We start from the raw sequence: 15,106 nt of genomic DNA on the forward strand, positions 1-15,106 counted from the left end.
GGGTGGCGCGACGTCGTCGCGGTCGCCCTCGGGGACAAGCGCTCGGTGCCGGGACGCGTGCTCACGCCGAGCGGCGCAGGTGTGACGGCCCGGTTCGGCGCGGCGGTGCTCGAGCAGGGGAGCCCCGCGTGGACGCGGCGCTTCCGCACCGACGAGGCGGGCGCGCTCCTCACGGGCGTCGCGGCGCACGCGATCTCCCGCCTCCCGTCGCTCGCCCGCGGCAAGCTCGGCACCTTCGACATCTTCTTCTTCGTGGTCGCCGCGGCCGCCCCGCTCGCCGTCATGGCCGGCGCGGCCCCGCTCGCGTTCCGGCTCGGCGGCATCGGCGCCCCGGGCGCCTACGTGTTCAGCGGCATCGTATACATCCTGTGCGCGGCCGGGTTCACGGCCTTCGCCCGCCACGTGCGCAACGCCGGAGCGTTCTACGCCTTCATCGGGCGCGGCCTCGGTCGGCGCGCAGGCGGCGCCGCGGCGCTCGTCGCGCTGCTGTCGTACGCACTCATCTGCGGGGGCTTCTACGGGTTCCTCGGCTTCTACGCCGCCGAGACGTTCAACGGCATGCTCGGCGTCGACGTGCACTGGTCGGTCTACGCGCTCGCGGGTGTCGCGATCGTGGCCTTCCTCGGCTACCGGCAGATCGACGTCGGCGCCCGCGTGCTCGCCGTGCTCATGACCCTCGAGGTGCTCATCCTCGTCGTGCTCGCGATCGCCGTGCTCGCCACCGAGGGCACGGCGAACTTCACCGTCGAGCCGTTCGCGCCGGGCAACGTGTTCAACCTCGCCTCGGGCGGCATGTTCGTGCTCGCGCTCGGCGCGTTCATCGGCTTCGAGGGCACCGCGATCTATGCCGAGGAGGCGCGCGACCCCGAGCGCACGGTGCCCAGGGCGACGTACATCGCGGTCGGGTTCCTCGCCCTGTTCTACGGCTTCATCGCGTGGGTCGCCGTCGCCGCGCTCGGCATCGACGGCCTCACCGAGTTCTCGCTGTCCGATGCGTTCCAGGGCCTCTACTTCATGCTCGCCGAGTCGTACCTCGGCGCGTGGGCGTCGACGGTGATGGGGCTCCTCATCGTCACGAGCATCCTCGCGGCGACGATCGCGTTCCACAACGCGACCTCCCGCTACCTCTTCGCGCTCGGCCGCGACGGCGTGCTGCCCGCGAAGCTCGCGCGCACCCACGCCCGATTCCACTCGCCGGTGCTCGCGAGCCTCGTGACGACGATCGCGTCGGTCGTGCTCATCGCGATCACGCTCGGGCTGCGCGGCGACCCGTACCTGCACCTGCTGCTCTGGACGAACGGCGTCGGCATCATCGGCATCGTCGCGCTGCAGCTGCTCTGCATGGTCAGCGTCGTGCGGTTCTTCAGCCGCGACCGCCGTGGGCACGGCGTGTTCCGGGTCGTCGTCGCGCCCGTGCTCGGCGTGGTCGGCCTCGCGGCCGGCCTGTACCTGATGCTCACGAACCTCGACCTCCTCACGGGCCGCACCGACTGGATCAACTGGGTGCTCATGGCGACGCTCGTCGTCGCGGCCGCGATCGGTGCGCTCCGGCCGGGGCGAGCGCCGACATCGGTCGAGACCGAGCCGACGACCGAGGGCGCCGGGTCCGCGTAGCGCGTCACGGGGGCGGCCGGGTCAGCCGGCGGATGCCTCGGGCGCGCCGCCGAGGGCGGTGGGCGAGTCGAGCGCGCCCGCGGCCGCCGCAGCGGCGGCGGGGTCGGCGCCGGCGAACCGGTCGAACCGGAACGGCGCGAGGTCGACCGGCGGCGTCTCACCCTCGGCGAGGTCGGCGAGCACGAGCCCCATGAGTGCCGAGAACTTGAAGCCCTCGCCCGAGTCGCCGCAGGCGACGGTCACGCCGGGCAGCGGAGTGCCGATCACGAAGCGGCCGTCGGGGGAGTCGGTCCAGCTGCACACCTTCGCGTCGACGACGGCGGCCCCCGTCATGCCGAGCGCCGTGCGCGCGTAGTCGAGCAGCGTCGCGGTGCGGGCATCGTCGGGCGTGCGGTCGTCGTCGACGCCCCACCGGGCCTCGCGCAGCGGTGCGTCGAGGCCGAGCTTGTAGCCGACCCCCGGCGTCGCCATCGCGTAGAGCGTCGGCCGCTCGCCCGCAGCGATGTCGATGAGGTCGGGCAGGTCGTCGAACGCCTGCGCCGGGTCTGCGACGTGCACGACCTGCTCGAGGTGCGGACGCAGCGGCACCGCGAGCCCCAGGCGGTCGAGCAGGGCGGATGCCCCGGGGCCGGCCGCGATCACGAGGGCGTCGGCCTCGAGCACCTCACCGCCGGCCAGGTGCACGCGGCGGGGGCCGTCACCCGAGGCATCCGCCTCGACGTCGACGACGTGGGCGATGCGCAGCTCGCCGCCCGCCTGCTCGAAGCGCCGCAGTTGCGCGCGCAGCGAGACCTCGGCGAGCACGGGGCCCGCCTCGGAGGTGTAGATCGCGCCGCGCCCGTCGGGCACGAGCCCCGGGAAGCGGGAGCCGACACGATCGGCGCCGAGGCGCAGGTGCGGGATCCCCTCCATCGCGAGCGCCCACTCGAAGCCGTCGAGGGCGGCCGCCTCGTCGCGCCACACGAGCCCGCGCCGCAGGAACACCGGCTCTCCGGCGATCGACGAGAGCCGCTCCATCGCCTCGAGGCTCTGCCGGGTCATCGCGATCTTCGCCGGGTCGGGGTCGGCGAGCCGCCAGATGCGGGTCGGTCCGTGCGAAGAGGAGAGGGCGTTGCCCGGCCCGTAGCGGTCGACGAGGGTGACGTGGTGGCCGCGCCCGGCGAGCTCGGCCGCGGCCGGAAGCCCCCAGGCGCCCGCGCCGATGACGATGATCTGCATGCCCTCCATCTTCGCCGGTGAGCGGGGTGCCTCGAGCCTCCCGTCGACTCGGCCGGTCACTCGTCGGCGGAGCCCTCGTCGCCGGCCGCCGTCGCCACTGAGATGATGAACCCGCTGACGGCGCCGCCGAGCGCGGCGAGCGGGCTGAGCACCATGGCGATCGACCAGACGATGTCCTGCGTCAAGCTCGTCGCGAGCCACGTGAAGCCCGGGCTCGCGATGAGCAGCGCCGACCACCAGGGGGCTTCGAACGCGAATGCCGCGAGCCCGCACACGATGCTCACGATGCAGCAGGCCACCGTGAGCGGACCTGCCCACGGATTCGAGTTCTCGGAGCCGAAGCTGCCGAGGCCGTCGGCGAGGACCGCCACGATGAGGGTCGGGCCGACCAGGATCGCGACGACGAGCCAGGCCGTGCGCAGTGCGGCCTCGGCAGGGAGCTCGGGCCTCGTCGAGTCGGTCATGCGCGCCAGTGTAGGGAGCCCGAACGTCGAGCGCGGCCCCACATCGAGGGGGTGCGGGGGCTGCGATCCGGGCGTCCCTCGAGGGGTGGCGGCCCGCACACCGATGTGATATACCCACAGGGGGTATAGATATCCGATGATACGCATCAGCGAGGAGGCATCCCGATGAACCGGCTCGAATCAACGGCGGCCACGGCCGATCGCACACAGCAGGCGACGACGAGACAGCCCGCCTGGCTCATCGTCGTCGTGCTCGTCATCGGCGTCGCGAGCGGCGTCGGCCTGCTCTTCAGCGGCTATCCAGAGGCGCTCGGCACGACCGTGCCGATGACCGCCCTCGGCATCGCGACGCTCTGCTACCTCGCCGCGGCCGTCACCGGCGTGCGCTGGGTCGCCTGGCTCGTCGTCGTGCTCGGCACCGTGCTCGTGTTCGGCGCCGAGCTGCTCGACGTGCCGAGGTGGCTCGTGATCGCGGCGGCGGGCCTGGTGCTGGCGGTCGTCGGTGTCATCCGCCGTCCGCGGGTGACCGCTCCGCAGGCGGTGGCGATGCTCGCCTATTTCGGCGTCGCGGTCGTCGCCCTCGCGCTCGACCCGCGGGCCGGGCTCGCGATCGCCGGCCTCGCGCTCGCCGCGCACGCCGGCTGGGACGCCGTGCACTACCGCCGCAACGTCGTCGTCGGTCGCTCGCTCGCGCTCTGGTGCATGGGGCTCGACCTGTTCCTCGGCCTCACCTGCGTGGGGGTCGCGCTCGCCGCGTGATCGGCCGTCCGGTCGCGGCGCCCGCTCGCAGGGTGCGGAGCCGCGGACGATCAGATGACGACGTCGACCGCGTCGTCGGCGAGCAGGCCCACGTACTGCGCGTCGACGAGGATCGGCAGGTGGTCGCTCGACCCGCGCGGCAGCGTCTCGACCCGGCGGATCTCGAAATCGGCCGACGTCGCGAAGTCGAAGTGCCCGCGGAAGTACTTGTACCGCGTGTACGTGCGGCTGTCGCTCAGCGTGAGCTCGTAACCCGCGTCGCGCACCTTCTCGGCCAGGTTGTCCTTGAAGACCGGGTAGTTGTAGTCGCCCACCATCAGCGTCGGCAGGTGCGGGCCCATGAGCTGCAGCGAGCCGAGCGCTGCATTGATCTGGTGCCGTCGCAGCGAGTTGAGCGCCGTGAGGGGTGCCGCGTGGAACGATGCGACGACGATGTCGCGCCCGTGCTCGCGGTCGGTGAGGCGTGCGCCGAGCAGGCGCTCGTGGGCCGGGCGGAGGATGCGGTCGTGCAACGACTTCTTGAGGGCGAAGGCGCGGATGTCGCGGGGCTCGAAGCGATCGGCGCGGTAGTACATCGCAAGGCCGAGCCGGTTGCCCGTCGTGGAGTGCGCGAGCCGGAGCCGGCCGACGGCCTCGGCGAGGTCGGTGGTGTCGCATTCCTGCAGGCAGAGCACGTCGGGGGAGTACCGCCCATCGAGCGCCGCCAGCTCGGAGATGGCGCGGTGCTTGCGCAGGTTGTAGCTGATGACCAGCATCCCCTCAGCCTAGGCGTTCGAAGGTGAACGCCGGCCGTGGATGTCTCGTCACGTCATCCTCGCCGGACGCGAGCGGTCAGCTCGCCGCCAGGGCCGCGCGCACCTCCTCCTCGACGAGGTCGGCGTTGATCGCCGCTCCCGCCATGCTGCCGGCCGCCATCGCGAACGGCACCGAGGAACGGGGATCGGTCACGTTGCCCGCGGCCCAGACGCCCGGCACGCTCGTGCGGCCCATCGCGTCGACCACGACGAACTCGCCGCCCATCGGGTGCGGCGCACGATCGGCGCCGAGGCGCCGGAGCACGGGGTCGTTCGGCTCGGGCACGGGCCCGGCGAAGATCGCGTCGGTCGCGAGTTCCGTGCCGTCAACGAGCCGGATGCCTCGAAGGCGGCCTCCGTCGTCGGCGACGACGGCCGCGACCGCGCGATCCTCCACCGAGATGCCGCGTGCGATGAGGCCGGCGCGCGCCTCGGCGGTCAGCTCGGCACCGTGCGCGAAGAACGTCACATCGACCGAGAGCTGCCGCATGAGCTGGGCCTGGTGCACCTGCGCGGCGCTCGCGGCGAGCACGGCGATGCGCCGGTCGCGCACCTCCCACCCGTCGCAGTACGGGCAGATGAACGCGCCGCGGCCCCACTGCTCGCCGAGACCGGGCACGGGCGGCAGCGCGTCGCGCAACCCGCTCGCGACGAGCAGTCGCCGGGCGTGCAGGCGCTCGCCGTCGGCGAGCTCGAGCGCGACGCGCGGCCCGCGGCCGTTCGACTCCGCAGTGGGGCCGGGCTCCACTGCGTCGTCGAGGGCGCGCGCGTCGACGGCGATCCCGCCGCGCACGGTCACGCCCTCGTATCGTTCGAGTTCGGCGCGTCCGTCGGCGAGCAGGTCGAGCGGCGAGGTGTGGTCGCGACCCAGCACGCCGTGCATGTGACCGGCGAAGCGGTTGCGCGGGCTGCCTTCGTCGAGCACGAGCACCCGGCGGCGGGAGCGGCCCAGCATGAGCGCGGCGCTGAGTCCGGCGCTGCCGCCGCCGACGATGATGACGTCCCACGAGGTCTGCTGCATCTTCCGATCGTCGGCCGCACATGATGGAATGGCAAGCAAGTTTGCCGAAACAGCAAAGGGACACCATGTCAGACGACGCCGAGCACCTGCACCTCGACCGCATGCTCGAGGGCGTCGCACCACGACTGCGAGCGCTTCGCACCCGCCGCGGGTTCACCCTCGCCGAGCTCGCTGAGGAGACCGGCATCTCGGCGAGCACCCTGTCGCGGCTCGAGTCGGGTGGCCGCCGGCCGACCCTCGACCTGCTCATCCGCCTCGCCGCGGTGTACCGGGCGAGCCTCGACGACCTCGTCGGCGCACCGCAGATCGCCGACCCGAGGGTGCACCCCAAGCCGTTCTACCGCGACGGCAAGGCGATCATCCCGCTCACCCGCAGCAACCCCGACGTGCACGCGTTCAAGATGGTGCTGCCCGGGCACCCGCCCGAGGCGCCCGTCGAGCGGCGGGCGCACGAGGGGTACGACTGGGTGTACGTGCTGAGTGGTCGCGTGCGGCTCGCGCTCGGCGACGAAGAGCTCGTGCTCGAGCCGGGTGAGGCCGCCGAGTTCGACACGCGCGTGCCGCACGGCACCGCGAGTGCGTCGCTCGAACCGGCCGAGATCCTCAACCTGCTGAGCGCCCAGGGCGAGCGCGTGCACCTCCGTGAGGCGCCGTGACCGGCGGTCCCGGCCGTGATCGCGCCGTGCTCGACCCGCCCGGCCTCGTCGCCCTAGGCTGGCGGCCATGCCGTTGATCTTCTCCGTCGTCGTCGTCGCGGGCATGGTCTACGCGCTCGTCGACCTCATCATGCGCGACGAGTCGCAGGTGAAGCACCTGCCGAAGTTCGGCTGGATCCTGCTCGTGGTGCTGCTGCCGCTCATCGGCACGATCCTCTGGTTCGTGCTCGGGCGCGAGTACGCGCCCCGCGGTGCCGGCCTCGGGGGCTTCACCCCGGCCGGGCGCAGCCCCGAGCCGTACGTCGCACCGCCGGCGGTGCCGCGCGACACCCGCAGCACCGAGGAGCAGCTCGCCGACCTCGACCGAGAGATCGAGTTCTACGAGAAGCGCGCCGAGCTCGAGCGCCGTCGGCGCGAGCTCGACGGCGGCGCCGCGCCGGGCGGGTAGCGACGGCCGAGTAGCGACGGCCGATGCCTCAGCTCCCGAGCGCGGCCACCTCGGCGCGCAGGCGCCCGCGCTCGAGGCCGAGCGCCCATTCGGTCGCGTCGGTGACGAAGCGCCAGTAGGCGTCGGAGTCGAACGCGCCGGTGTTGTTCGCGTAGGCGCCGAAGCCGTCGATCGCGACGAAGATGCGCACGCACGCGGCGAACGCGTCGTCGGGCGCGAACACCCCGGAGGCGATGCCGGCATCGACGAGCTCGGTGAGCCGGGCGCGGTCGAGCGCCTCCTGCTCCTCGAGCGCCTCGTCGAGTGCGGGGCTGAAACGGCTGAGATGGCGCGCGTTCAGCCACAGCCGCGAGATCGGGCGGGCCTCGGGGCTCTCGACCCGGGCGACGAGACGGGCCATGCGTTCGAGCGGCTCGCCGCCTTCGGGCACGAGCGTCTCGCGCTCGTCGGAGACGGCGTGCACGAACGCGGCGATGACGAGGTCCTCCGCGACGGGGAAGTAGTGGCTGATGAGCCCGGGCCGAACGCCGAGCCGATCTGCGACCGCGCGCAGCGTGATGCCCTCGAGTCCGTCGTCGAGCGCGATCGCCGCGGCGGTCGCGACGATCTCCGCGCGACGCTCCGCCGGCGGCTTGCGGGCGCGGGTCGCCGGCGCGCTTGACATCATGTCGATCATGTTATTGGATAAGCGACCAATAGCCCATTGGTCAAGCGACCAATAGCAGCGTCGCCACCGGCAGGGCCCTGACGACGCGACCCAGGCCCTGCCGAGAGGATCCCCCGTGTCATCCCAGACTCCCGCAGCGTCGCAGGACTTCGTCGACGCGCCGACCCAGCCCGAGACCCGCGGCATCGAGGTCGTCAGCCCGTCCGAGCGGCACGGTCGTGCCCGTGACCTCTTCGGGGTCTGGGCGGCCCCCAACGTGAGCATCCTGAACTTCACGATCGGCGCGACCATGATCCTGCTCGGCCTCGAGATCTGGCAGGCCGTCGCCGTCATCGTCGCGGCCAACCTGCTCTGGGTCTTCCCGGGCCTCATCGCGATCGCGGGTCCCGCGGCGGGCACGTCGGGCTCGGTCATCAGCCGCGCCCTCTACGGCATCATCGGCAACAAGGTCATCATCGCCTTCACCGGATGGCTCGTCTCGGCCGTCTTCCTCGCGCTGAACTGGCTCGCCTCGTCGTTCATGGGTGCCGACCTGCTCGCGCAGTGGGGCTTCGCCGACCCCGTGCTCGGCCCCGTCGCCGTCACCCTCGTCGTCTCGGCGATCACGGTGCTCGTCGCGGTCTACGGCCACGGGCTCATCATCAAGAGCTACACCGCGATCTCGATCGGCCTGCTCGTGATCTTCCTCGCGGTGACCGCGTTCGCACTGCCGACCGTCGACTGGGGCTACCAGGCGCCCGAGGCGCTCACCGGAGTGCCCCTCTGGTCGGCCATCACGATCGGCTTCACGATCCTCGCCTCGACGCCGCTCTCGTACATCAACAGCCCCGACATCGCCCGCTACCTGCCGCGCGAGACGAAACCCTCGCACATCATCGCGGCGACCGCGCTCGGCGGTGCACTGCCCGGAATCTTCTTCACCGTCGTCGGCGCGCTCATCGTGACCGGGCTCACCGGTCCCCAGCTCGAGGCGGGCATCGAATCGGCCATCCTCGGGCTGCTTCCGACCTGGCTCGGCCCGCTGCTCGTGCTCGCGGTCATCGTCAACACGATCGCCCTCAACGGCATGACGACGTACACCTCGAGCATGGCGCTGCAGTCGGTCGGGGTGCCGATCCGCCGCATCCCGTCGGCGATCGTCATCGGCGTCATCGGCACCGCGCTCACCCTCTACCTCGTCATGTCGACGAACCTGCTCGACGCCGTCAACCTCATGCTGCAGTTCCTCGTGATCGTCTCGGGCCCGGCGATGGCGATCTTCGCGACCGACATCGTGCTGCGCCGCAACCGCTACGACGCGACCGACCTCTTCGACGAGGAGCGCGGCGGCAGGTACTGGTACACCGCCGGCTGGAGCATCCCCGGCATGACGTCGGTGGTCGTGGGCGGCATCGCGACCGCGGCCTGCCTCTCGACCGACGTCTGGACGGGGCCGGTCTCGGAGGCGATGGGCTGGGTCGACCTGTCGGTGCCCGTGGGCATGATCGTCTCCGCGCTCGTCTATCTCGGCCTCTCGAAGACCGGCCTCGGTCGGTTCGAGGAGGTGCCGACCGCTCGGGCCGCACAGGTCGCGGAGGCCGCACAGCCCGCGCGGGCCCCGAGCCCCGCCGACCCCTCGACCGAGCCCGCGGCATGATGGCGGACATGAGCGACGCGACCCTTCCGATCGATCCGCACGACCCCGCCGCGACCGGCCCGCACCCGCCGCGCTACCCGGGCGCGCCGGCCGGGGTGCCGACGCTCGACACCTGGCAGGAGGCGCCGGGCAACCGCTGGGCGTTCGGCGACCTCGGCGAGCTCGTGCCGACGGCGACGATCTCCCGCACCCCGCCGAGCGACCGCGCCGGCGCCGCGACCGTGCGGCTCGAGGCGTTCGGCGACGCGCTGCCCGACCTCGAACGCCGGCTCGAGGCCACGTTCACCGACGCGTTCCTCGTGCTGCGCGGCGACGAGGTGGTCGCCGAGTACTACAAGCCCGGCTTCGCGCCCGACCAGCGGCACCTGCTGATGAGCGTCTCGAAGTCGATCTGCGGCCTCACCGTCGGCGCGCTCGTCGACGCGGGTCGCATCGACCCGGCGCGCCGCGTCACCGACTACGTGCCCGAGTTGGCCGGCTCGGTCTACGACGGGCCGACCGTGCGCCACGTGCTCGACATGCAGGTCGCGATCGACTACGACGAGAACTACGTCGACCCGGCGGCAGAGGTGCAGACCCACGACCGCTCGGCGGGCTGGCGGGTGCGCCGACCGAGCGACCCCGTCGACACGTACGCGTTCCTGACGACGCTCCGCGGCAGCGGAGCGGTGGGGGAGTTCCAGTACTGCTCGGCGAACACCGACGTGCTCGCCTGGATCGTCGAGCGGGTCACCGGCGCCCGCTACCACGACGTCGTCTCCGAGCTGGTCTGGTCGAAGCTCGGCGCCGACCGAGACGCGACCATCACCGTCGACCGGTCGGGCTTCGGCTTCGCGAACGGCGGCGTCTCGTGCACGGCGCGCGACCTCGCCCGGGTGGGCCGCGCCGTGCTCGACGGCGGCGTCGCGCCCGGCGGCCGGGTCGTCTCCGAGGCGTGGGCCCGAGGCATCCTCGCCGGGGGCGATCGGGAGGCGATGACGTACGAGGGCTTCACGAGTGCGTTCCCCGGCGGCTCGTACACGGCGCAGTGGTGGTGCATGGGCAACGATCGCGGCAACGTGAGCGGCATCGGCATCCACGGGCAGAACCTCTGGCTCGACCCCGCGACCGACTCGGTGATCGTGAAGTTCTCGACCTGGCCCGACCCCGACACCGCAGAGTGGAACGCCCTGCAGGGCACGTTGCTCGTCGACGTGAGCGAGGCGCTCGACACGATCTGACGGGCGGGATGCCTCGGCGCGCACGCTGCGCCGAGGCATCCGCCACGCGTTCGTCACGCCCACGAGGGCGGATGCCCGGGCTCGCGTGATTCGGTGGCAGCCCGGAGGACGCGGCGAAACCCGAGCTTCTATCATTTCGGTGGTTCAGCCCAGCCGCATCGCGGCACGCACCATCGGGAGGAGACGTGGACGGCACCCTCGCAATGATCGCGTCCGTCGCCGCCGAGGCGGACGACGCGTCGGACTGGGGACTCTTCCAGGCCGGCTTCATCGGGCCGCTCATCGACTTCGGCGTCGTCTGGGTCGCGGTCTGGCTCGTCGCGGTCGTGGCTGCGCGACTGCTCTCGGCGCTGAGGTTCTGGACGAGGCGGCCGACGACGCGGCACCGGAGCATGACGGCGAAGGTGCTCGGAGGCCTCATCACCGCCCTCGCCGCCGCCGCATTCGTCGCGGTCGGTGCGATGACGAGTGCCATCGCGCCGCTGACCCCGCTCGCGTGGGTCACGGTCGGACTCCTGGGCGCCGCCGGCGTCGTCGTGCTCGCCTTCGGCATGGCGACCACACCCTGGCTCAAGATCACGGTGACCGGCACGGGCGGCGCGACGAACGACGCGTGGGCCACCGAGGTGACGGTGCGCATGCGCGAGCTCAACGCCGACAACCCGAAGGGTCGCATCGAGCGGCCAGACGGATCCGACCTCAACGAACTCGTCGCGATCGCCGACCGCACCGACAACTGGGCGGTCGCGCTCGTCGGCGGCGCGATGGCGATGCTGCTCAACCTCACCCCGTGGCGACTCGAGGTGACGGTGTTCAACGCGGACTCGGGCGTCGCGCGGCTGCGCCGCAACGGCCGAGTCGTCGAGGACGCCTCCCTCCGGTTGCCCGCCCCGCCGGCCCACGGCGAGCATCCCGGTGAGCTGCTCACGCTCGCCGCGGCGTTCGCCGCCGTGAAGGTCGCGCACGAGTACCCCGACATCGTCGGCTTCTACAACACCGAGAACTGGCTCGGACTCGGGCTCATCGGCGTCGCGCGCCGCACCGACGATGCCGAACTCCGAGAGCGGTACATCGCGCGGGCGAGGGACGCCGATCCCCGAAGCATCCTGGTCGAATTCGAGGACGTCTACGAGCGGTACGCGGGGGTGACCGACGCGCGACGACTGCGCGAACTCATCGACCGGCTCGAACCCATGATCGAGGTCGCCGCCGAGCAGACGGGGCGGCACCTCGGACTCGCGGGCGCACAGCGCAAGCCCTGGCACGGCACGACACCGCCCGTCGACGCAGACCCGGCTCGCGAGGCCGCCGAGGCCGCTGCCGGGGCCCGGAGGCGCCGCCGGCAGTTCGACGAGCCGCCGATGCTCATGCTGCGGCTGCAGAGCTACTACCTCATGACGATGCGCAATTGGCTCGTCTCGGACGACGACGTGCTGAACGAGGCGACCGAGCGTCGGGACCGGCTCCGTCGGGCGACGAGCGTCGCGGGCGAACTCGTGGCCGCCCTCGGCGAGCTGAAGCAGGAGGAGGAGAAGCGGCGGCGGAGGGCCCAGTACGCCGACCAGCGCACGTCGCTCGAACGCATGGAGCAGCGCGCTGCGCTCGGCCTGCTGCTCCTCTCCGAGGAATGCCGGCGCCTGGGTGAGGCAGCGGACGACGAGGTCTCGCGCGAGCGGATCCGCCTCGCGACGGAGTGGAAGCGAGCCGCGATGGAGTCGGATGCGATCGAGGTGAAGTACTCCGTCGCGTGCTACCAGAGCCGTTGCATCGTCGACGAGGAATCGGGCGACGGGGCCGAGTTCGACGACCTCGTCCGGCGGCTCGGCGGCGTCTGCTGGGTCGACGAGTACCGCGACCTCGCGCTCGCCGATCCAGAGCTCGCCCCGCTCGTCGACCCTCGGCGGTCGGAGCGGCCGCGCCGTGTCCGGATGCGCGACGCGGTGCTCCTCGAGATGGAGGACGCCTGGCAGATCGAACGGTTCCGCAGGGTCAGGCTCCAGCTCGAACGGGCGGGGGTGCGTTCACCCGAGGACCTCGTCGTCCCCGCGACGCAGACGAGGGTCGTGCAGCGGTCGGACCTCGATGCGAACGAGGTCGAGGCGCTCGCCGACGCCGCGCGCATCCTCCGGGCCGCGCTCGTGACGGAGTGCGACCTGATTCCCGACCGGTTCGACGGCCGCGACGCGGAGCGCGAGCGATGGGCGCGCCGGCGCGCTGCACGCGCGCTGCTCGACGACGGTCGGCACACGGTGTCGACGCTGCTGGCCGAGTACGCGGAGGTGCCGGAAGCGCTCATCGACGACGTCGCCCGGGCGATGTTCTGGCGGCCGGACGATGACGAGGCGGCCGCCGTCGCGCTCTACGTCGACCGCATGATCGAGCAGTTGCAGGGCCCGCGCGGGCTGTCGCTGCGCGCGGAGGACGAGCCTGCGGCGTGATCAGGCCGCGCCGCTCCACGGCGCCGGCACGATGATCCAGGCGACCTCGGCGCCGCCGTCGCCGGCCTCCCACGAGTGGGGCTCGCGACCCGGGAAGGTGAGGGCGTCGCCCTCGGCGAGCTCGACGACGCGGTCGACGAAGCGCGCCGTCACCGACCCCGAGATCACGTGCAGCACCTCGACGTCGCTCGAGATCGTGTAGAGCTCTGCGCCGCCGGATGCGCCGGGAGCCATCGACGACCGGATCGCCTGCACGCGCGACTCGCCGCGCGGCGAGACGAGCCGCTCGACGACCCCAGTGCCGCCGAAGTTCACGCGCGGTGCGCCGTCGAGCGCGATGTGCTGGATCTCGGGCTCGGCGAAGAGCGAGCCGATCGTGAGCGAGAGCACCTGGCAGAGCTGTACGAGCGTGGCGACGCTCGGCGAGGTCTCGTCGCGCTCGAGCCGGCTGAGGAACCCCTTCGTGAGTCCGCTCGCCTCGGCGACCTGGGCGAGCGTCATGCCCTGGGCGGTGCGGGCGTTGCGGATTCGCGCGCCGATGGCGAGCGGGGAGCCGCTCGGACCGGGCGGGACGGGTCGTGGCATCGGTGCCCCCTTCGCAGTCGACGGCCGCGGCGTTGACAGCCCGGCACGGGCGACGTAGCATGGCCGCAAGTTTCCTCAAGGATATCAAAGGTTTACTGATATGCAACTCGATGACACCGAGAACACCTCCGGCGCCGCCGCATCGGGCGCTGTCCGGCCGACCCCCGTCGGACCCGTCGACGCGAGCCGCGTGCCCCGCTTCGCGGGCATCGCCACGTTCGCCCGCCTGCCGCGACTCGACGAGGTGCCGCACGCGGACATCGCGGTCGTGGGCGTGCCGTTCGACAGCGGCGTGAGCTACCGTCCGGGCGCGCGCTTCGGCCCGTCGCACGTGCGCGAGGCCTCGCGCCTGCTGCGCCCGTTCAACCCCGCCCAGGGGGTGCTGCCCTTCGCCGTGCAGCAGGTCGCCGACGCCGGCGACATCGCCGTGAACCCGTTCGACATCGACGAGGCCGTCGCCGACGTCGAGGCCGGCGCGAAGGCGCTCGACGGGCAGGCCGACCGACTCGTCGTCATCGGCGGCGACCACACGATCGCCCTGCCGCTGCTGCGCGCCGTCACGGCGAAGCACGGCCCGGTCGCGGTGCTGCACTTCGACGCCCACCTCGACACGTGGGACACGTACTTCGGCGCGCCGATCACGCACGGCACGCCGTTCCGCCGCGCCTCGGAGGAGGGGCTCATCGACCTCACCGCGAGCATGCACGTCGGCACGCGCGGCCCGCTCTACGGCGTCGAGGACCTCACGGACGACGCCCGCCTCGGCTTCGCGATCGTCACGAGCGAGGACATCGAGGAGCGGGGCGTCGAGGCCGCGATCGAGCGCATCCGCACCCGCATCGGCGACAAGCCGCTCTACATCTCGATCGACATCGACGTGCTCGATCCCGCGCACGCCCCCGGCACCGGCACCCCCGAGGCCGGCGGGCTCACGAGCCGCGAACTGCTCCGCATCATCCGCGCGCTCGCCGACAAGCGCATCGTCGGCGCCGACGTCGTCGAGGTCGCCCCGGCCTACGACCACGCCCAGCTCACCGCCGTCGCGGCATCCCATGTCGCCTACGAGCTCATCAGCGCGATGGCGCCTCGCGCCTGACCTTCCCTCGCCGCCCACTCCACGATCGAAGGAGATCGACATGACCACCCGTGAACCGAGCCGCGACGAGGTGCTCGCCGCCGCCGACGCGATCGTCGACGCGTTCGCCGCAACCGACGGCCCCCGCTACTTCGCGGGCTTCGCCCCCGACGCGAGCTTCATGTTCCACACCGAGCCCGCCCGACTCGACGACCGCGCCGCCTACGAGGCCCTCTGGGCCGAGTGGACGGCGGGCGGCTGGCACGTGCTCGCGTGCGAGTCGGCCAACCGGCTCGTGCAGACCCACCCCGGCGGCGCCGTGTTCTCGCACGACGTCGCGACGCGGGTCGACACCGGTGACGGCGAGGACGCGTACCGCGAACGGGAGACCATCGTCTTCCGCGTCGACGGCGACGCGCTCCTCGCCGTGCACGAGCACCTCTCGCCCCTGCCCGGCGCCGGCGCCGAGGCATCCGCCGACTGACGACCCACTCCGACCTCCACCCCCGAG

General features: G+C 72.3%; 15 protein-coding genes. 9 read left to right on the forward strand and 6 right to left on the reverse strand.

From position 1 onward, the window contains the following. Positions 1 to 1,614: APC family permease (locus tag ACWGPE_RS16275; protein WP_452049082.1), on the forward strand; the 1,614-nt coding region annotated here is incomplete at its 5' end. 21 nt (positions 1,615 to 1,635) lie between these two features. On the opposite strand, the gene ACWGPE_RS16280 is transcribed toward ACWGPE_RS16275, so the two are convergent. Both ACWGPE_RS16280 and ACWGPE_RS16285 read right to left on the reverse strand, forming a co-directional pair. Continuing rightward, a complete protein-coding gene (locus tag ACWGPE_RS16280) occupies positions 1,636 to 2,832 on the reverse strand; it encodes an FAD-dependent oxidoreductase (protein WP_231431884.1) in 1,197 nt (398 codons plus the stop codon). Positions 2,833 to 2,888: 56 nt separating this feature from the next. Further along, a complete protein-coding gene (locus tag ACWGPE_RS16285) occupies positions 2,889 to 3,296 on the reverse strand; it encodes a hypothetical protein (protein WP_452049083.1) in 408 nt (135 codons plus the stop codon). A gap of 165 nt (positions 3,297 to 3,461) precedes the next feature. Between ACWGPE_RS16285 and ACWGPE_RS16290 the strand changes: the two genes are divergently transcribed. Then, a complete protein-coding gene (locus tag ACWGPE_RS16290) occupies positions 3,462 to 4,055 on the forward strand; it encodes a hypothetical protein (RefSeq protein ID WP_275506401.1) in 594 nt (197 codons plus the stop codon). Positions 4,056 to 4,105: 50 nt separating this feature from the next. Here ACWGPE_RS16290 and ACWGPE_RS16295 read toward each other — a convergent pair whose 3' ends face one another. Next, on the reverse strand, positions 4,106 to 4,810 hold the full coding sequence (locus tag ACWGPE_RS16295) for an endonuclease/exonuclease/phosphatase family protein (protein WP_376930336.1): 705 nt from the start codon (positions 4,808 to 4,810) through the stop codon (positions 4,106 to 4,108). A gap of 76 nt (positions 4,811 to 4,886) precedes the next feature. Further along, on the reverse strand, positions 4,887 to 5,870 hold the full coding sequence (locus tag ACWGPE_RS16300) for an NAD(P)/FAD-dependent oxidoreductase (RefSeq protein ID WP_452049084.1): 984 nt from the start codon (positions 5,868 to 5,870) through the stop codon (positions 4,887 to 4,889). Between the two features lie 65 nt (positions 5,871 to 5,935). Between ACWGPE_RS16300 and ACWGPE_RS16305 the strand changes: the two genes are divergently transcribed. Both ACWGPE_RS16305 and ACWGPE_RS16310 read left to right on the forward strand, forming a co-directional pair. Beyond that, complete coding sequence (locus ACWGPE_RS16305) at positions 5,936 to 6,526, forward strand: helix-turn-helix domain-containing protein (RefSeq protein ID WP_275506403.1); 591 nt, start codon at positions 5,936 to 5,938, stop codon at positions 6,524 to 6,526. A 67-nt stretch (positions 6,527 to 6,593) separates the two neighbouring features. After that, positions 6,594 to 6,974: a PLDc N-terminal domain-containing protein gene (locus ACWGPE_RS16310; RefSeq protein WP_452049085.1), complete on the forward strand. Its 381-nt coding sequence runs from the start codon at positions 6,594 to 6,596 to the stop codon at positions 6,972 to 6,974. Positions 6,975 to 7,002: 28 nt separating this feature from the next. On the opposite strand, the gene ACWGPE_RS16315 is transcribed toward ACWGPE_RS16310, so the two are convergent. Beyond that, entirely contained in the window at positions 7,003 to 7,641 is a 639-nt protein-coding gene (locus tag ACWGPE_RS16315) for a TetR/AcrR family transcriptional regulator (RefSeq protein WP_275506405.1), read from the reverse strand. Positions 7,642 to 7,756: 115 nt separating this feature from the next. Between ACWGPE_RS16315 and ACWGPE_RS16320 the strand changes: the two genes are divergently transcribed. From ACWGPE_RS16320 to ACWGPE_RS16330, 3 genes are all read left to right on the forward strand, one after another. Further along, positions 7,757 to 9,277, forward strand: a complete 1,521-nt coding sequence (locus ACWGPE_RS16320; protein ID WP_452049086.1) for a purine-cytosine permease family protein — start codon at positions 7,757 to 7,759, stop codon at positions 9,275 to 9,277. An 8-nt stretch (positions 9,278 to 9,285) separates the two neighbouring features. After that, positions 9,286 to 10,497, forward strand: a complete 1,212-nt coding sequence (locus ACWGPE_RS16325; protein WP_275506407.1) for a serine hydrolase domain-containing protein — start codon at positions 9,286 to 9,288, stop codon at positions 10,495 to 10,497. Positions 10,498 to 10,682: 185 nt separating this feature from the next. Beyond that, positions 10,683 to 12,935 carry a hypothetical protein gene (locus tag ACWGPE_RS16330; protein ID WP_452049087.1) on the forward strand — a complete coding sequence of 751 codons (2,253 nt, stop codon included), beginning with the start codon at positions 10,683 to 10,685 and terminating at the stop codon, positions 12,933 to 12,935. Here the strand turns inward: ACWGPE_RS16330 and ACWGPE_RS16335 are convergent, their stop codons facing one another. Continuing rightward, on the reverse strand, positions 12,936 to 13,520 hold the full coding sequence (locus ACWGPE_RS16335; RefSeq protein WP_452049088.1) for a helix-turn-helix domain-containing protein: 585 nt from the start codon (positions 13,518 to 13,520) through the stop codon (positions 12,936 to 12,938). A gap of 100 nt (positions 13,521 to 13,620) precedes the next feature. On the opposite strand from ACWGPE_RS16335, the gene speB reads away from it, so the two are divergent. Both speB and ACWGPE_RS16345 read left to right on the forward strand, forming a co-directional pair. After that, positions 13,621 to 14,616, forward strand: a complete 996-nt coding sequence (speB, locus tag ACWGPE_RS16340) for an agmatinase (RefSeq protein ID WP_231431872.1) — start codon at positions 13,621 to 13,623, stop codon at positions 14,614 to 14,616. A 40-nt stretch (positions 14,617 to 14,656) separates the two neighbouring features. Continuing rightward, positions 14,657 to 15,079: a YybH family protein gene (locus ACWGPE_RS16345; protein WP_231431871.1), complete on the forward strand. Its 423-nt coding sequence runs from the start codon at positions 14,657 to 14,659 to the stop codon at positions 15,077 to 15,079. Positions 15,080 to 15,106 lie beyond the last annotated feature (27 nt).

It is taken from the genome of Agromyces sp. NPDC055658 (assembly GCF_053618155.1).